Consider the following 15,230-nt stretch of genomic DNA (forward strand, 5'->3'; position numbering starts at 1 on the left):
AAAACAATCACTATTTAGTAAAAATTCTACAAAGTTAACAAAGAAGTGCTTCTTAAAATTTGAATTGGTTTACTGTACCAAAACAATTCAAAATCTTCAAAATGTGTTTCAAAATCAGATTTTAATTGAGAAAAAGTGATTTTATTTTCAGTATAAACCGAAATTTTTTCTAATATTTCAATCAACCACTTTCCTTCTGCTGCGTTTACCGAAATATCATAGGTTTGGGTTTTATCATGAAAAGTTAATTTCATCATTTCCCAAGAATTTCCTTTTTTTGATTTAGTAAAGATTTCGGTTTGAGGATTTCCTCCTAACCAAACGATTTTAGCATTGGATTTTGTAGAGAAATTTTGTTCTTTTTGAAGACAATTATAAATAAAATCAGATGGAATTTTTGTTTTTGGAATTTTGAAATCGAACCAATCTTGTAAATCGTAATCGAAACAGATTCCGTGCATGTAATTGAATAATGATTTCTTTAATCCAAAACTGAATTTATCGTGATTGATTCCGGTTTTGTCTTTAAAATTGATATCGTTATTAGCAAACGTAATTTCATTTTGTTCTGGAATTACTCCGAATTCTTCAGGAAACATTCCCACAGGAGAATGCGCTGTCATCGCAAATTGATGCCAAAAACCGCTTTGTAAAACACCCAATTCAAACAATTGACGCACCATTTCTAAACTATCAACGGTTTCTTGAATGGTTTGTGTTGGATAACCATACATCAAATAAGCATGCACCATAATTCCTGATTCGGTGAAATTTCGGGTAACTTGAGCTACTTGTTCAACGGTTACTCCTTTTTTGATTAATTCTAAAAGTCGGTCCGAAGCCACTTCTAATCCACCAGAAACTGCGATACAACCTGATTCTTTCAATAACAAACATAAATCAGCTGTAAAACTTTTTTCAAAACGAATGTTAGTCCACCAAGTGACTACTATTTTTCGTTTGATGATTTCCAATGCTACTTCACGCATCAAGGCCGGTGGTGCTGCTTCATCTACAAAATGGAATCCGTTTTCACCTGTTTGAGCGATTAATTCTTCTATTCGATCGACCAAAATTTTGGCAGCTATTGGCTCGTACAACTTGATATAATCTAACGAAATATCACAAAACGTACATTTTCCCCAATAGCAACCATGTGCCATGGTAAGTTTATTCCAACGGCCATCGCTCCACAAACTGTGCATAGGATTTGCAATTTCAATAACCGAAATGTATTTATCTAACAACAAATCAGAATAATCAGGAGTTCCTACTTCACTTTGTTTGTAATCGTGGCGAGTGGAATTGTTTTTGTATGCGACTTGGTTGTTTTCTAATAGAAATGTTCGTTTGAATTCAGATTCTGAAACAAGTCCAGAATGACAAACAAAATTATGAAGCAATTCAACTGGTAATTCTCCATCATCTAAAGTAATAAAATCAAAGAATTCAAAAACTCTTTCATCTTTTAATTCGCGAAGTTCTGTATTTGGAAAACCGCCACCCATTGATAATTTTATATTGGGATGATTGGCTTTTAAAAACTGAGCACAACGAAAAGCGCTATACAAATTTCCAGGAAAAGGAACCGAAATTAAAACTAGCTTTGGTTGTACTTCATCAATTCTTTCTTTCAGAATTTTCAGTGTAATTTCATCAATAAATGTTAACTCGTTTTGCAAGTGATTGTACAACTCATCAAACGAGTTGGCACTTCTACCCAAACGTTCTGCATAGCGACTAAATCCGAAATTTTCATCAATACATTCTACAATAAAATCGGATAAATCTTCTAAATATAAGGTAGCTAAATGTTTGGCTTTGTCTTGCATTCCCATCGTTCCAAATGCAAATTCCATATCGTCTAATTGAGCAAAACGAGATGCTTCAGGTAGAAAATTTCCTGAACAAATTTGACGAGCTAACGATGGATTTTTTCCTTGAAGAAAAGCGATTACGGAATCTATAGTTTTGATATAGTCGTTTTTGAGAGAATAAATTCGTTGTGAATTAGGTTCAAATTCTTGAAACTTGAAACCTGAAACTTGAAACAAACTTTCTAATCCTTCTTTGGAAAACAATTCTAAAATCACTTCAATACCTAAATCCATTTGGAAAGTCGAAATGTTTTTGGTATTCAAAAAACCTTTTATATAAGCCGTTGCTGGATAAGGAGTATTCAGTTGGGTAAAAGGCGGTGTGATTAAGAGAATGTTTTTCAATGGATATATTTTGAGCAAAAATAAGGCTTTTTATCAAATCCTAAGAGCTTGTTAAAGGCAATTTAGAAAAGTAAAAAATTAGTACTTTAGCAAAAAATAATTCTAAAATGCCAAACGAAAATGTAACCTATCAAAATTCGGGATATTTTTCTAAACTAATTGTTGATTATTTGGATGAAAAATCTGAATTGCAATTGTTGTACAATCGTTTTCCAAAAATTGAGAATTTTAAAGGTCAAATTGAGGAAAAAGGCAAAAATTTTCCGTTTGAAAACCGCCAAATTTTGGTTTCGGCATTAGAAAAACAACATGAAAATTTTGAAATTTCAGAAAGTACTTCACAAAATATTCAGCTTTTAAAACTTTCAAATACCTATACAATTACAACGGGTCACCAGCTGAATTTATTTACTGGACCTTTGTATTTTTTATACAAAATTGCTTCTACTATTAATCTGTGTAAAAAATTAAGACAAAAATATCCTACTCAAAATTTTGTTCCCATTTATTGGATGGCAACAGAAGATCATGATTTTGATGAAATCAACTATTTTAATTTCAAAGACAAAAAATTTAGATGGAACCGAGAAAGTAATGGACCCGTTGGACGTCTATCTACAGAAGGATTAGATTTAGTTTATGAAGCTTTTTCTAAAGAAATTGGATTGGGAAATAATGCAAAATATCTACTTGATTTATTTAAAAAATCATATTTAGAACATCAAAATTTAGCCGATGCAACTAGATTTTTAGCAAATGAATTATTCAAAAACGAAGGATTAGTTATTATTGATGGTGATGCTAAGGAATTGAAAAAACTTTTTGTTCCGTATGCTAAAAACGAATTAATACAACAAACTTCTTTCAAAAAGGTTAATGAAACTCTTCCTCTTTTAGAAAAATATACTATTCAAGTAAATCCAAGAGAAATCAACCTTTTTTACATTCAAAACGAGTTAAGAGAACGCATTATTTTTGAAAACGGAAATTACGTTATCAATAATACGAAACTAAAATTTACCGAAAAAGAACTTTTAATTGAATTAGAAAATAACCCAGAAAACTTTAGTCCAAATGTTATTTTAAGACCATTATATCAAGAGATTATATTGCCAAATTTATGCTACATTGGTGGAGGAGGCGAAATTGCATATTGGTTAGAATTAAAAGCAAATTTTGAAGCAAATTACATTACTTTTCCAATGCTCTTGGTTCGAAATTCCGTGCTCTTAGTTACAGAAAAACAAGCATCAAAATTGGATAAATTAAATTTAACTTGGAACGAAATTTTTATGGCCCAACAATTACTTTCTGATAAAAAAACAAAAGATTTTTCAGGATTTACCATCGATTTTTCAGAACAAAAAACAATTCTAAAAAAACAATTTGAAGCGTTACATGAAATCGCACTTCAAACTGATAAATCATTTACAGGTGCAGTAAAGGCACAAGAAAAAAAACAACTCAAAGGCTTAGAAAATTTAGAAAAGCGCTTATTGAAAGCCGAACGCAAAAATCATTCTTCAAAATTGGAACGCATTTTTGAAATCCAAAATGAGTTATTTCCAAACAAAAGTTTACAAGAAAGAACGCAAAATTTTTCATCATTTGTATCAGAAGTAGATGATTATGAATCTTTTGTAAGAAAAATTTTAACACAACTTAAACCTTTAGAACAAAATTTCACTCAAATAATTTTATAATTTACCGACAAAAAGCCTTTTTACTCGATAAAAAGTAATAATTTCAAATAATTAACATTTATTTTACTTAAATTGCTATTTTATAACAAATAAAATCCGCAATGTTAAATTATTATTATATTTGCACACCTAAATTAATTTGAAATTCTTATGAGAAAAATTACTTTTTATCCTACATTAATAATTACAATTCTATCCTTATTTGCTTTTAAAAATGTTTTAATTGACACAGACCTTATACAAGTTAAAGGTGGAACTTTTAAAATGGGCTCAAAAAAATCAGATGAAAGTGCAGAAGTTGACGAACAAAAAGAACATACTGTTACCTTAAACACATTTGAAATTAGTAAATTCGAAGTAACTGTTTGGGAATGGAAACAATTTATCAAAGCCAATAAAATGAAAATGCCAGCAAAACCAACTTGGGGTTGGCAAGATAATTACCCAATTAATGGTGTTACTTGGAACGAAGCTATTGCATACTGTAACTGGCTAAGTATTAAAGAAAAATTACAACCTTGCTATACTAAAAAAGGCCCAAATTTTGTTTGCAACTTTAAGGCAAATGGATACAGATTGCCTACTGAAGCAGAATGGGAATTTGCAGCTAAAGGAGGAACTTCAACTAAAGGGTTTAGATTTAGCGGAAGTGACAAATTAGATGAAGTAGCCTGGCACAAAGCAAATAGCAGTGGACATCCTCACACGGTAGGAACAAAATTACCTAACGAATTGGGTATTTATGATATGAGTGGAAATGTATGGGAATGGTGTTGGGATTGGTACAATAAAGATTTCTACAAACAAGAAAAAGGTGACAATCCAAAAGGGCCAGAAATGGGTGAAAGAAGAACAGTTAGAGGCGGTTCATGGGATAGCCAACCAAACTACATTAGACCTGCAAACCGAATTTCTACATTCCCTTCAAAAACACATGAGTTTTACGGATTTAGAGTAGCTAGAACAATCGTAAAATAATAAAAAACAATATTGCAAAACCTAATTAAAATGGTAACTTTGCAAAAAATTTAAAAAATGGCAACAAACAGAACTTTTACAATGATTAAACCAGATGCTGTAGAAAACGGACATATTGGTGGTATCTTAAACATGATTACAGAAGGTGGTTTCAAAATTGTTTCTTTGAAATTAACTCAATTAACTATTGCTGATGCTCAAGCGTTTTACGCTGTTCATGCTGCAAGACCATTTTTTGGTGAATTAGTTGAATTTATGACAAGAGGTCCAATTGTAGCTGCTATCTTAGAAAAAGATAACGCAGTTGAGGATTTCAGAACTTTAATTGGAGCTACTAATCCTGCTGATGCAGCTGAAGGAACAATCCGTAAAAAATATGCAACTTCAATTGGAGAAAATGCTGTTCACGGATCTGATTCTGATGAAAATGCAGCTATTGAAGGTGCTTTCCATTTTTCAGGAAGAGAGCAATTCTAATTTTAGAATTATTATATAAAAATCCCGATTCAATGAATCGGGATTTTTTTTACTTATATTTTTCCATTATCTCTTTCACAACCATATCTGTTTGCAAAAAACGAGCTTTTCGTTCCAAATTTTTTGGTGGTGCAACTCTTTCTAAACAATCTGAAATTGAACAAGATTCGCAAGTTACTCCAACTTTTCTTCGTTTAATATTTTCATCTTGCAAAAAAGCTATTCTACTTAAAGAATGTTGATTAATCATAATGCCTAAAGCAATACTTCTATAATAACCTTTTCTAAAAGGATCTTTTGTAGCCGAAGAAATTACAAAATATTCATTATCCGTATGATTATAAGAAGATATTTGACTATCTAACACATGATTTTCAGTTGTTTCTGTCAAATTTTGAATTGTTTTTAAAGATATCCACCTACGACAATAATGTTCATTACGTTCATTCGCATGTGGTTCTAATAAATTAGTAATGTGTAATTCTTTGGTCAACTGAAAATCACCACGTTCAGGTTTGTAACTAAATCGCAAAAAGAATAAATTTTTCAGATTAAAATCTTTTGGTAACACATTCGTTAATCGTTGATAAAAGGTTTCTGGAGAATCTGTAAAACCATCCATCAACATTTGAAAATCATTAGTAGAAAAAGTTTTCTTATCAAAAAAAGATTTAAGTGATGCTACTAATGATTTACGAGGAATTAATAAAGCTCCTGCAAAATATGAAGCTATAAAATTATTTAAAACTTGATCAAAACTATCAAATTTTATCCATGAAAAAGTAAACAATCTATCAGTTATATTCAAAAAATTGTAAGCAATTTCTTTTGCATAAATAAACATTCGTTGCGAATCATCAGTTTCAGAGGAAACCAAAAGAGTTTTAGAGCTTGGTACAAAAACAGAACGCAAATTATTCAATTCCTTATGTTGGGTTAACTCATCATTATCAATTGTATAACCGTATTCTTCAACTAAAATTTCTTCAAAATCTTTTGAATTTAAACGTTTATTCAAATCTAGTGAATATGCTTTGGCAAATTTTTCAACCTGTAGCTCAATCTCTTCAAAGTAATTATTATTTGCTTCCTGATATGAACGCAAAGCAGCTAAAAAGAAACTTTCGCGTGTTAAATTATAGTGTTTAGCAATTTCAAAAAGCGTACTAATAAAAGCATTAACCTTAACTGGAGCTTCTGCAATAATATCAATTAAATCGCTTTCTTTAATTCCAAAAATATCCAATGGAATCTCTTTTAAAATTCTAGACTGCAAAATCTCTCCAATTGGTGCCAAATTTTTATCCAATTTTAAAGAAACTAATTGATCATATGTTGTTTCTAACGCTTCGGATAAAAGTACAATCTTATCCCTTTTAGGATATTTTTTCCCTTTTTCAATTTCGTTTAAATACGATTTAGACAAACTCGTGATTTTTGCCAAACCAAACAACGATAGATTTTTTTCGGTTCTAATTTGTTTCAATTTTAAACCAAAAATCAAACGGATATATTCTTCTTCAATCATCAATCAACTATTTAAAAAAATTAGAAACCTTTTTTGCTCTTTGCCTCATTTTACAATAGAAAACAAATATAATACATTTTTGCGAAAAACATTTTTTATATTTTTTTTACATTTTTGCGAACGTTCGCTTGTTTTGTATTTTTTAATTTTATAATATTGTACCAATCAAATAAATAAAATTTCTAATTATGGAAACGAATATCTCACAACTTAAAGTAAAACGACAAGAAAAGTGTTCTGAAATTCTTTCAGATGGCGCTTTATTATTTATAGAAAAGCTACAAGAAAAATTCAATCCAAAAAGATTAGAATTACTAGAAAAGCGAAAAGAACAACAAAAACGTTTTGATTTAGGCGAAAAACCTCATTTTCCAAAAGAAACATTAGAAATAAGAAATAGCAATTGGACTGCTGCACCAATCCCTGAAATTTTGCTAGACAGAAGAGTTGAAATTACAGGACCTGTTGATAGAAAAATGGTTATTAATGCATTAAATTCAGGCGCAAAAGTCTTTATGGCTGATTTTGAAGATAGCTGCTCTCCTACTTGGTCTAACTTATTAGAAGGTCAACAAAATTTAAAAGATGCCATAAACAAAACCATTTCATTAGAACAAAATGAAAAAAAATATCAATTAAATAATCAAACAGCCACACTTTTAGTTCGCCCAAGAGGCTTGCATTTAGAAGAAAAAAACATTCAATTAAATGGGGAAAATTTTTCTGGCGCTTTAGTAGATTTTGGTTTATTCTTTTTCCACAACGCAGAAACTCTAATAAAACAAGAATTAGCTCCATTTTTCTATTTACCAAAATTAGAACATTATGAAGAAGCTCGTTGGTGGAACGATGTTTTTTTGTATTCACAAGACTACTTCAAAATTCCCATTGGAACAATAAAAGCAACCGTTTTAATTGAAACAATTACTGCAAGCTTTCAATTAGATGAAATTATATATGAATTAAAAGATCATATGGCAGGATTAAATTGTGGAAGATGGGATTATATTTTTTCATACATCAAAAAACTAAAATTACAGCCTAGTTTTATGATCCCAGATAGAGACCAAGTTACAATGACTAGTCCTTTTATGAGTGCCTATTCACAAAGAGTAGTTCAAGTTTGTCACAAAAGAAATGTACTAGCTATTGGCGGAATGGCAGCACAAATTCCTATAAAAAATGACGATCATGCAAATGAAATAGCTTATGAAAAAGTAGAAACAGATAAAGAAAGAGAAGTCAAAAACGGACACGACGGCACTTGGGTAGCTCATCCAGGATTAGTTCCTCTAGCAATGAAAGTTTTCAACGAAAATATGCCAACAAAAAACCAAATGCATATTAAAAGAGCTGAATTGAATATAACAGAAGAACAATTGTTAGAACTTCCGAAAGGAACCGTAACAGAAACCGGAGTCCGTAAAAATATCAACGTTGGAATTTTATACATCGAATCTTGGCTAATGGGTGTAGGCGCAGCGGCATTATATAATTTAATGGAAGACGCAGCCACAGCCGAAATTTCAAGAACACAATTATGGCTTTGGTTACATAAAGAAGTTATTCTTGAAAATGGAGAAAAATGTACCGCGGAATTATATCAAAAATACACCTCTGAAGAGTTAATTAAAATCAAAGCCTATGTTGGAGAAGAACGATTTAATTCAGGAAAATTTGAATTAGCGACTAAACTTTTCACAGATATGATATTAAATTCAGAATTAGACGAATTTTTAACCTTGAAAGCATACGAATATATTGACTAACAAAAAACTGCCGAATGCTGTAACATCCGACAGTCTATCCATAAATAATTACAAAATAATAACTATCTAAAAACACCACAAAATTATGAAAACTGAAGAAAGAATTCAACAATTAGTTACAGATTGGACAACAAATCCAAGATGGAAAGGTATCGAAAGACCTTACACTGCAGAAAAAGTAGTAGAACTACAAGGTTCATATCAAATTGAATATTCTATTGCACGCCGTGGAGCTGAAATTCTTTGGAACAAATTAAACAATCAGGATTGGGTTGCTGGTTTAGGCGCACTAACAGGAAATCAAGCTATTCAAGAAGTAGAAGCTGGATTAGAAGCTATTTATTTGAGTGGCTGGCAAGTAGCTGCAGACGCAAATGTAGCTGGCGAAATGTATCCTGACCAATCGTTATATCCTGCTAACAGTGTTCCATTAGTTGTTAAGCGTATTAACAACGCATTGTTACGCGCTGATCAAATTCAGACAGTGAACAAAATTGAAAACAAAAAAGATTATTTAGTTCCAATTGTAGCCGATGCTGAAGCGGGTTTTGGAGGCAACTTAAATGCTTTTGAACTTATGAAAAGTATGATTGAAGCCGGTGCTGCAGGAGTTCACTTTGAAGACCAACTTTCATCTGCAAAAAAATGTGGGCATTTAGGCGGAAAGGTTTTAGTTCCAACACAAGAAGCTATCAATAAATTAATTGCTGCACGATTAGCGGCTGATACAATGGGAGTTCCAACATTAATTGTTGCTCGAACCGATGCTGATGCTGCCAATTTATTAACCAGCGATATTGATGAAAGAGATAGAAAATTTATTACTGGAGAGAGAACTCCTGAAGGATTTTTTTACGTAGAAGCTGGAATTGAACAAGGCATTGACAGAGGATTGTCATATGCTCCTTATGCAGATTTAGTTTGGTTAGAAACTTCAACACCTGATTTAGAAGAAGCTAGAAAGTTTGCAGCGGCTATCCATGCTCAATATCCTGGAAAATTATTAGCTTATAATTGTTCTCCATCATTTAATTGGGCAGCAAAATTATCTGTTGCGCAAATGGAAACATTTCGTGAAGATATTGCCAAAATGGGATATAAATTTCAATTTATAACATTAGCTGGATTCCATGCTTTAAATACTTCAATGTTTGAATTAGCTTTAGCATACAAACGAAAAGGAATGGCAGGATATTCAGAATTACAAGAAAAAGAGTTTGCTTTACAAGCTGAAGGATTTAGAGCTGTAAAACATCAAAATTTTGTAGGAACAAGTTATTTTGATGAAGTTCAAAATGCAGTCACTGCAGGATTATCTTCAACTGTAGCGATGAAAAATTCTACAGAAACCGCACAATTTTAATCTTATTAGTCTTTAATTTTTGGTTTATTTAAGTCCCTTTTCTATTAAGAATTGGGGCTTTTTTTATCGTAAAATCAGATTTGTCACTACATCTTTTCGAAGTTCTTCGTTAATCATTTTGATGATTTTATCTTTTCCATAACTCAATTCTTCTCGTAAAACCGCTGAAGACAAAGCTACATAAAGCGTTGAACCTTTGAGTTGAATTTCTGTTGTGTAATTATTTACCGCATTTCCCATTAAATTTTTCCAGGCATCACGCACATTAACCACATCCATACCAGCTTCCAACTTATTTTGAGTAATAAATTGCTTCAACACATCTCCAATCGGACTTTCTTCATTGAATCGCTTTGCCATACTTACTTAATCGAAAATTTAACCGGTCTTTTGTAATGATATTCTAAATCTTGTTGGTTTTTAACAACTAATTTATCTTTAGATAATTCGATTATTTCTTCGTTCCAATTAGCGTAATTAGTTTTATACTGAATAGTTGCATCACCATCTTTAAGCACAACAACAACATCTTCTTTTAAATCATTTGTCAAATAGGTACCATCTATTTGCGGCATCACTTTGCTACGGAACCCTTTTTTATCGGTAATTTTAAAAAAATCAATAGTTTCATTTACCTTATATTCTTTCTTATCTCCATCAGGAAGTTCAACTTTTTCAATTTCCCAATAACCATTTAAATTTTGCAAATCAGATTCAGAAATAGATTGTTTACACGATAAGAACAATCCGAAAACAAGGAATAAAATTATTTTTTTCATTACACATTCTTTAATATGGTATAAAATTACAATTATTTCTCTTTTGAATTAAACTATTCCTTACTTTTATTGTCTAACGATTGTATAACCGTTTTTTTACTCCTATGAAAAAAATTATCCCTTTTTTAGTCGCTTTAGCATTAATAAGTTGTGGCTCAGATGATTCTTCAACACCTACAACCCCTGAAGAACAAATGTATTTTCCCCCTATTGGTTCAACAACTTGGGAAACAAAAACAGTCGAAAGTTTAGGTTGGAATCAATCACAAGTACAACCACTATTAGATTATTTAGAATTAAAAAATACGAAAAGTTTTATTGTACTTCATAATGGAAAAATTGTTTTAGAAAATTATTTTAATGGCCATTCTGCTACTGAACCTTGGTATTGGGCAAGTGCAAGAAAAACGTTAACAGCAACAGTAACAGGAATTGCCGAACAAGAAGGCTTCTTAAACATTAACAACAAAGTTTCTGATTATTTAGGAATAGGTTGGACAAGTATTCCGCTAGCTAAAGAAAATTTAATTACAAATAAACATCTTTTAACCATGACATCAGGTTTAAATGATGCTTTAGGTGATGATGTTTCTCCTGCAAATTTACAATATGTTGCCGATGCTGGCACACGCTGGGCGTATCACAATGTATATGTAAAATTACAAGATGTGGTTGCAGAAGCCACTGGACAAACATGGACTAGCTATTACAATACCAAATTAAGAGACAAAATTGGTATGACTGGTTCATGGCTTCCATATCTAGGCTTAAGTGTATATAGAAGCGACTCAAGGAGTATGGCGCGTTTTGGTTTATTAGCTTTAAATAACGGGAAATGGGAAAACAATCAAATTGTTCCTCAAAATTATTTCCAAAATGCAACTACCACCTCACAAAATATCAATTTAGCATACGGTTATTTGTGGTGGTTAAATGGAAAAACCAGCTACCATTTACCACAAAGTCAATTGCAATTTAATGGAACATTAATTCCAAGTGCACCGAGCGATATGTATTGTGCATTAGGTAAAAATGATCAAAAAATATATGCAGTTCCAAGTAAAAAATTAGTTATTATCAGAATGGGTGATGTTGCAGATGGAGAAAATTTTGCATTATCTGATTTTGACGAAACCTTATGGGAAAAAATAAGTGCTGTTATTAACTAACAGCACTTATTTTATTTTTTTACTTTCTTTTTTGCGGTAGTGAGTTTCACAAAAAGGTACATCAAAATAGCAAATGAAATTAATCGAAGTGTCATAAAAACAAAATCAATTTCATCGAACGGAATTGCAACCAATGCTAATATAAGAGCTACAATTAATAATTTTACGGTTTTATACTTTAAAAATTCCATCTGCTTTTATTTAAAAAATGAATCAACAAATTCATACTTATTGAAAACTTGTAAGTCTTCTATTCCTTCACCAACACCAATATATTTTACTGGAATTTGAAATTGGTCAGAAATTCCAATCACAACTCCTCCTTTTGCTGTTCCATCTAATTTTGTAACAGCTAAACATGAAACTTCTGTAGCAGCTGTAAATTGTTTTGCTTGTTCAAAAGCATTTTGCCCTGTTGAACCATCCAATACTAAAAGTACATCATTTGGTGTATCTTCAACCACTTTTTGCATTACTTTTTTTACTTTAGAAAGTTCATTCATTAAACCAACTTTATTGTGTAAACGCCCCGCAGTATCAATAATTACAACATCAGCATTTTGAGCCACTGCGCTTTGCAAAGTATCAAATGCTACAGATGCTGGATCGCTTCCCATTTGTTGTTTTACGATTGGCACACCTACTCTATCAGCCCAAATTTGCAATTGATCTATAGCAGCTGCTCTAAAGGTATCTGCAGCACCAAGAACAACATTATATCCCGCTTTTTTAAACTGATATGCTAATTTACCGATAGTAGTAGTTTTTCCCACACCATTAACACCAACAACCATTATAACATAAGGCTTTGTATTAGCTGGAATTTCAAACTGAGTTGCTTCACCTGAATTGGTTTCCGATAATAAACCTGCAATTTCTTCACGAAGAATACCGTTTAATTCGTCAGTTCCTAAATATTTATCTTTTGAAACACGCTCTTCAATACGTTCGATAATCTTTAATGTAGTATTAACACCAACATCTGAAGAAACTAAAATTTCTTCTAAATTATCCAACACTTCGGCATCTACTTTGGATTTTCCAGCAACGGCTTTTGTTAATTTAGAAAAAAACGATGTTTTTGATTTTTCTAAACCTTTGTCTAAAGATTGCTTCTCCTGTTCGTTTAAAACGGGTTCGGCTTTGGATGAGGAAAATATTTTTTTAAAAAAACTCATACTAAAATTAGGGTTTAAGTTTTTACTGATTTTGTATTAACTGCAAAATCAATTATCTGACAAATGTAAAAATAAAAAAGCTACTTTCAAACGAAAGTAGCTTTTCTATATATTGTTTCTATGAATTATTTCTTTTTCAAGAATTCATCAACTAATTCAGGAGCCATCACAGATTCAACGAATGTGTAAGCGCCAGTTTTTGGAGATTTAACCATTTTGATAGCTTTGGTTAATCTTTTTGAAGCTGTTTGTAAAGTTGCTACGGTTTTCTTTGCCATGACTTATCTTATTTAATTTCTTTATGTACAGTTACTCTTTTTAAGATTGGATTAAATTTTTTAATCTCTAATCTATCAGGAGTATTTTTTTTATTTTTTGTAGTAATGTAACGAGATGTTCCAGGAACTCCTGAAGTTTTGTGCTCTGTACATTCTAAAATAACTTGGATTCTATTACCTTTCTTTGCCATTTTGATATATATTATTGCGGATTATACAGATTTTACAAATCCGTTAGCTTTTGCATTTTTCAATACAGCAGCAATTCCATTTTTATTAATAGTTTTTAATGCAGCCGTTGAAATTTTCAACGTTACCCATCTATCTTCTTCAGGAATGTAAAAACGTTTTTTTACTAAATTAACAGAGAATTTTCTCTTTGTTTTATTCATAGCGTGAGAAACATTGTTCCCTACCATTGCTCTTTTACCTGTAAGTTCACAAACTCTTGACATTATTATTCAGCTTTATTTCGTTATCTAAAATCAGGGTGCAAAGAAACAAAATCGATTTCATATACACAACTATCTTTTGTTATTTTTTTAAAATTTCTTTATAAATGAGTTCCAATGCTTTACCAACCGCCCTATCTATTACCTTTTCGCGGGGTTGACCAAAGTTAAACTCTTCAATAAACACATCATTTGGTGAAGCAATTGCAATAAAAACTGTACCCAATTCTGCATTCGAATCACCCTTTGCTGGACCCGCATTTCCGGTGGTGGCAATAGCATAATCAGCTTGTGTTAGTTTTTGAATACCCAGCACCATTTCTTTTGCCACTTCAGCACTAACTACACTGTATTTATCTATTGTTTCCTTAGAGACACCTAAAACATCTATTTTCGTTTGCGAAGCATAACTTACTACACTTCCCTTAAAATAATTAGATGCTCCTGAAACTGCCGACAAAGTTGCGGCTATTTTTCCGCCTGTGCAACTTTCTGCTGTAGATAATGTTAATTTTTTCTCGGTTAATAATTTTCCTAAAACAACTTCAATAGGCTCGTCTTCGTTATAACCTACAATAATATCGTGAATCAATAAATCAAGCAATTGGACTTGTTTTTCTATTTCTTTTTGCAGAATTTCTTTGTTGTTTCCACGGGCTGTTAATCGTAATCTTACTTTTCCCGGACTTGGCAAATAGGCTAACTTAATGAATTCTGGTAAATTATCTTCCCATTCTTCAATTTGTTCAGCAATCATGCTCTCGCCACGACCATAAGTCATAATGGTTTGATGAACAATATAAGGACGTTCAAATTTTTGAACCAAATTTGGAATTACCTCGTTATCAATCAAATACTTCATTTCATAAGGAACACCAGGCAATGAAATAAAAACGGTATCTTCTTTCTCCATCCACATTCCAGGAGCGGTTCCTGCTTTGTTAAAAAGTACTTTTGCTTTTGTAGGAACTAAAGCTTGTTCTCTATTAATCTGTGTAATTGGACGTTTGTAAAAACCTTCGATAATTTCTTTAACATGTAGCAAAACAGCCTCATTTTCAATTAAAGTATCCTCAAAATAATCGCAAAAGGTTTTTTTAGTAATATCGTCTTTTGTTGGTCCTAATCCTCCCGTTATGATAACAACCTCAACCTTATTTTGTAGTTTTTGAAATGTGTTTAAAATATGCTCTTTATTGTCAGATATTGACAACATTTCATGGGTAGCAATTCCAATTTTATCTAAAGCTTTAGCAATGTAAGATGAATTTGTATCAACAATTTGACCAATAAGAATTTCATCGCCAATAGTAACAATTGTGGCTTTCATAGGT

At 31.5% G+C, this 15,230-nt stretch carries 16 protein-coding genes; 6 read left to right on the forward strand and 10 right to left on the reverse strand.

The window, feature by feature from the left end; all coding sequences use genetic code 11:
- Positions 1–26 precede the first annotated feature (26 nt).
- A complete protein-coding gene (locus M9Q43_RS05090) occupies positions 27–2,222 on the reverse strand; it encodes a B12-binding domain-containing radical SAM protein (RefSeq protein WP_262317885.1) in 2,196 nt (731 codons plus the stop codon).
- Between the two features lie 107 nt (positions 2,223–2,329).
- Between M9Q43_RS05090 and bshC the strand changes: the two genes are divergently transcribed.
- From bshC to M9Q43_RS05105, 3 genes are all read left to right on the forward strand, one after another.
- A complete protein-coding gene (bshC, locus tag M9Q43_RS05095) occupies positions 2,330–3,925 on the forward strand; it encodes a bacillithiol biosynthesis cysteine-adding enzyme BshC (RefSeq protein WP_262317886.1) in 1,596 nt (531 codons plus the stop codon).
- 150 nt (positions 3,926–4,075) lie between these two features.
- A complete protein-coding gene (locus M9Q43_RS05100; protein ID WP_262317887.1) occupies positions 4,076–4,903 on the forward strand; it encodes a formylglycine-generating enzyme family protein in 828 nt (275 codons plus the stop codon).
- Between the two features lie 57 nt (positions 4,904–4,960).
- Positions 4,961–5,380 (forward strand): nucleoside-diphosphate kinase, encoded by a 420-nt coding sequence (locus M9Q43_RS05105; RefSeq protein ID WP_133607821.1) that lies wholly within the window; start codon positions 4,961–4,963, stop codon positions 5,378–5,380.
- A 49-nt stretch (positions 5,381–5,429) separates the two neighbouring features.
- On the opposite strand, the gene M9Q43_RS05110 is transcribed toward M9Q43_RS05105, so the two are convergent.
- Positions 5,430–6,905 carry a helix-turn-helix domain-containing protein gene (locus M9Q43_RS05110; RefSeq protein ID WP_262318011.1) on the reverse strand — a complete coding sequence of 492 codons (1,476 nt, stop codon included), beginning with the start codon at positions 6,903–6,905 and terminating at the stop codon, positions 5,430–5,432.
- A 191-nt stretch (positions 6,906–7,096) separates the two neighbouring features.
- On the opposite strand from M9Q43_RS05110, the gene aceB reads away from it, so the two are divergent.
- Entirely contained in the window at positions 7,097–8,677 is a 1,581-nt protein-coding gene (gene aceB, locus M9Q43_RS05115) for a malate synthase A (RefSeq protein ID WP_262317888.1), read from the forward strand.
- 85 nt (positions 8,678–8,762) lie between these two features.
- Complete coding sequence (gene aceA / locus M9Q43_RS05120; protein WP_262317889.1) at positions 8,763–10,040, forward strand: isocitrate lyase; 1,278 nt, start codon at positions 8,763–8,765, stop codon at positions 10,038–10,040.
- A gap of 63 nt (positions 10,041–10,103) precedes the next feature.
- Here the strand turns inward: aceA and M9Q43_RS05125 are convergent, their stop codons facing one another.
- Together M9Q43_RS05125 and M9Q43_RS05130 are read right to left on the reverse strand one after the other, a co-directional pair.
- Positions 10,104–10,400 carry a DUF721 domain-containing protein gene (locus tag M9Q43_RS05125; protein WP_262317890.1) on the reverse strand — a complete coding sequence of 99 codons (297 nt, stop codon included), beginning with the start codon at positions 10,398–10,400 and terminating at the stop codon, positions 10,104–10,106.
- A gap of 2 nt (positions 10,401–10,402) precedes the next feature.
- Positions 10,403–10,819, reverse strand: coding sequence for a lipocalin-like domain-containing protein (locus M9Q43_RS05130; protein ID WP_262317891.1), 417 nt, complete (start codon positions 10,817–10,819; stop codon positions 10,403–10,405).
- A 104-nt stretch (positions 10,820–10,923) separates the two neighbouring features.
- On the opposite strand from M9Q43_RS05130, the gene M9Q43_RS05135 reads away from it, so the two are divergent.
- Complete coding sequence (locus M9Q43_RS05135; protein WP_262317892.1) at positions 10,924–11,988, forward strand: serine hydrolase domain-containing protein; 1,065 nt, start codon at positions 10,924–10,926, stop codon at positions 11,986–11,988.
- Between the two features lie 11 nt (positions 11,989–11,999).
- On the opposite strand, the gene M9Q43_RS05140 is transcribed toward M9Q43_RS05135, so the two are convergent.
- From M9Q43_RS05140 to M9Q43_RS05165, 6 genes are all read right to left on the reverse strand, one after another.
- A complete protein-coding gene (locus M9Q43_RS05140; protein ID WP_262317893.1) occupies positions 12,000–12,179 on the reverse strand; it encodes a hypothetical protein in 180 nt (59 codons plus the stop codon).
- Between the two features lie 6 nt (positions 12,180–12,185).
- Entirely contained in the window at positions 12,186–13,166 is a 981-nt protein-coding gene (ftsY, locus tag M9Q43_RS05145) for a signal recognition particle-docking protein FtsY (protein WP_262317894.1), read from the reverse strand.
- A gap of 125 nt (positions 13,167–13,291) precedes the next feature.
- Positions 13,292–13,444, reverse strand: a complete 153-nt coding sequence (locus M9Q43_RS05150; RefSeq protein WP_113988621.1) for a DUF4295 domain-containing protein — start codon at positions 13,442–13,444, stop codon at positions 13,292–13,294.
- A gap of 8 nt (positions 13,445–13,452) precedes the next feature.
- Positions 13,453–13,635, reverse strand: a complete 183-nt coding sequence (gene rpmG / locus M9Q43_RS05155; RefSeq protein WP_008253902.1) for a 50S ribosomal protein L33 — start codon at positions 13,633–13,635, stop codon at positions 13,453–13,455.
- 21 nt (positions 13,636–13,656) lie between these two features.
- Positions 13,657–13,899 (reverse strand): 50S ribosomal protein L28, encoded by a 243-nt coding sequence (gene rpmB, locus M9Q43_RS05160; RefSeq protein ID WP_008253904.1) that lies wholly within the window; start codon positions 13,897–13,899, stop codon positions 13,657–13,659.
- Between the two features lie 79 nt (positions 13,900–13,978).
- Positions 13,979–15,226, reverse strand: coding sequence for a CinA family nicotinamide mononucleotide deamidase-related protein (locus tag M9Q43_RS05165; RefSeq protein WP_262317895.1), 1,248 nt, complete (start codon positions 15,224–15,226; stop codon positions 13,979–13,981).
- Between the last annotated feature and the right edge of the window lie 4 nt (positions 15,227–15,230).

The organism is Flavobacterium odoriferum, assembly GCF_025499515.1.
In the GTDB taxonomy this organism is placed as follows: domain Bacteria; phylum Bacteroidota; class Bacteroidia; order Flavobacteriales; family Flavobacteriaceae; genus Flavobacterium; species Flavobacterium odoriferum.

Bases quoted from the DNA above. Each gene is read 5' to 3' on its own strand.
- bshC (WP_262317886.1), top strand. From the start codon at position 2,330: ATGCCAAACGAAAATGTAACCTATCAAAATTCGGGATATTTTTCTAAA.
- M9Q43_RS05100 (WP_262317887.1), top strand. From the start codon at position 4,076: ATGAGAAAAATTACTTTTTATCCTACATTAATAATTACAATTCTATCC.
- M9Q43_RS05105 (WP_133607821.1), top strand. From the start codon at position 4,961: ATGGCAACAAACAGAACTTTTACAATGATTAAACCAGATGCTGTAGAA.
- aceB (WP_262317888.1), top strand. From the start codon at position 7,097: ATGGAAACGAATATCTCACAACTTAAAGTAAAACGACAAGAAAAGTGT.
- aceA (WP_262317889.1), top strand. From the start codon at position 8,763: ATGAAAACTGAAGAAAGAATTCAACAATTAGTTACAGATTGGACAACA.
- M9Q43_RS05125 (WP_262317890.1), bottom strand. From the start codon at position 10,400: ATGGCAAAGCGATTCAATGAAGAAAGTCCGATTGGAGATGTGTTGAAG.
- M9Q43_RS05130 (WP_262317891.1), bottom strand. From the start codon at position 10,819: ATGAAAAAAATAATTTTATTCCTTGTTTTCGGATTGTTCTTATCGTGT.
- M9Q43_RS05135 (WP_262317892.1), top strand. From the start codon at position 10,924: ATGAAAAAAATTATCCCTTTTTTAGTCGCTTTAGCATTAATAAGTTGT.
- M9Q43_RS05140 (WP_262317893.1), bottom strand. From the start codon at position 12,179: ATGGAATTTTTAAAGTATAAAACCGTAAAATTATTAATTGTAGCTCTT.
- ftsY (WP_262317894.1), bottom strand. From the start codon at position 13,166: ATGAGTTTTTTTAAAAAAATATTTTCCTCATCCAAAGCCGAACCCGTT.
- M9Q43_RS05150 (WP_113988621.1), bottom strand. From the start codon at position 13,444: ATGGCAAAGAAAACCGTAGCAACTTTACAAACAGCTTCAAAAAGATTA.
- rpmG (WP_008253902.1), bottom strand. From the start codon at position 13,635: ATGGCAAAGAAAGGTAATAGAATCCAAGTTATTTTAGAATGTACAGAG.
- rpmB (WP_008253904.1), bottom strand. From the start codon at position 13,899: ATGTCAAGAGTTTGTGAACTTACAGGTAAAAGAGCAATGGTAGGGAAC.
- M9Q43_RS05165 (WP_262317895.1), bottom strand. From the start codon at position 15,226: ATGAAAGCCACAATTGTTACTATTGGCGATGAAATTCTTATTGGTCAA.